Raw genomic sequence first — 2,102 nt, forward strand, 5'->3', positions numbered from 1 at the left:
GATTCTCAGGATTCTCAATCTGAAGGAAAGCGTCTGCCTTCGTTGTGAGAGCAGAGAAGAATTTCCTGAAGTGGCTGTTTAATTCCTCAAATGTTTTCATGAAAAGCCCCTTCTTCTTGCCTTCTATCTCGTGCATCATCAAAAGGACATCCTCCTTCTCCCTTTTCAGGGTGTCCTTCTTCTGGAGCATGTCATTATACTGGGCATTCACACTGTCATAAACCTCAAGCGCCTTGAGATTAATGTTTCCCATCTCAGATATAAGCTGTCCAAACTTTTCTATCTCAAATCTGAGCTCTGCCTCGCTCTTGCTCTTCATGAGCACAACATTTTTGAAAGGCTCAAAGTCCTTTTCCAGGCCGGCAAGCTCTCCTGAAATTTCAGCTTTTTTGAGCGAATTGTTGTTTGTCTGCTGCTCAATTGTCCTTTCCTTTTCCTCTTTTATCATGATTTCTGCTTCTGACCTTGTTATTTCATCATTGAGCTTCTGCCTCTCATCAAAGGACTTCTTGAACTTTGCAAGGAAGCTCTTTTGAAGCGCCTCCTTCTCCTTCAGGATGACTGTTTTCTCCTTTGTCTGCGACTCAAGATTCTTTATATCCTCTGAGAATTCGCCTTTTTCCTTTTCAACCTGCTTTAGGATTTTCAGCGCCTTTTCAGCATCAAAGAGAACCATCTCAATCTGCTTTTTCAAGCCAAGCACATTTGCATCTATCCCCGCATTATCATTTGAAAGCTCCTGCTTCTTCTGCTCAAATGCAGTGAGCTCTGCGATTATGGAAGGGTCCCGAAGCTGGCTTATCCTTATTCTCATCTCCTGCTTTTTCCCTTTTATTTCCCCCAGCTTCTTGCTTTCAGAGAGTATTAATTTTTCCTGCTCTTTCAGCTTTTCCTCTGTCTTTTTGGCGCTTTCCCTGAGAAGCTGCTTCTCCCTCTTTGAGGCGTCAAGGTCATTTGACTCCAGATGAAGCCCTCTTTCAATTTTAGTGATGTCGCCTTCAAGCGTGGATTTTTTAACCCTGAGCTCGGCAATTGCATCCTCGGATTTTTTCTTCTGGGATTCAAGCGATTCCTGGAGGGCTGAATTTTCTGCAAACTGCTTTTCAATTTTGTCCAGTTCCTCGCTGGACTCCTTTTCTGAGAATCCAATCCTGTGCTCCCTTGAGCGGAATCCGCCTGTCATTGCCCCGCTCTTTTCAGCAAGGTCTCCGGAAAGCGAGACCATCCTTGCCTTTCCTATCCCTATCCTACGCGCAACGTCTATGCTTTCCACAACTATTGTGTCTGAAAAAACATAGGAGAATATCCTGTTGTATTTTGCATCATGCTCTATAAGCTCTGCGGCAAAGCCGTGCACTCCTGAAATCTTAAGGAGCTCTTTTACATCATCATCAATCTTCACGCTTTTTATCTTGTTCATGGGCAGGAATGTTGCAACTCCAAATCTGTTCCTGCTGAGGAAGTCAATGCATTTTGCAGCGGTCTCATCGCTTTCAACGACGATGTTTTTTATCCTCTGCCCCGCGGCTATCTCAAGCGCAAGCGAGAATCTTGAAGGGGCTTTCCCCAGCTGGGAAACGCTTCCAAATATTTCCGGCATCTTATTCTTCTGCTCAAGAATCTTTGTCACTGCAATGTCTCCAAGAGCGCTTTCCTTTGCGCCAGCTGCCTTTACCCTGAGGCGCCCAAGAGTGTCCTCAAGCCCCCTTCCCCTCTCTTTTGCATCTGCAAGCCTTGCTGATACTGAGGATGCCTCTGTAAGCATGCTGTTGAGCCTAAGGACGCTTTCCTTGAACTCATCCTTCATCTTCTTGAGCGCAGTTATCTCTGTCTCATGCTCCTTCTCAATAATCCCTACCTTCTCAATCTGCTTGTCCATCCCGTCTATCTGGATTTCAAGCCTGTCCTTTTCCCTGAGGAGATTCTGCTTTTCCTCAACAAGTTTATGGATTTCAGAATCTATTCTTTCGCCTTCTGATTCGCTTTTCTCAATATCCTTTTCAATTGCAGTCAAATCATCAAGGTTGTGCTTTTTGCGGAATTCAGCCATGCTCGACTCAAACCTGCCAATCTGCTTCTCGTTTTCAGCTTTCTTCTTCTCA

1 protein-coding gene is annotated in these 2,102 nt (G+C 44.8%); it reads right to left on the reverse strand.

The window, feature by feature from the left end; all coding sequences use genetic code 11:
• On the reverse strand, positions 1-2,102 hold a 2,102-nt coding region (locus tag NTV63_05885; protein MCX6710447.1), incomplete at both ends, for a hypothetical protein.

Source organism: Candidatus Woesearchaeota archaeon, from assembly GCA_026394965.1.
In the GTDB taxonomy this organism is placed as follows: domain Archaea; phylum Nanobdellota; class Nanobdellia; order Woesearchaeales; family 0-14-0-80-44-23; genus JAPLZQ01.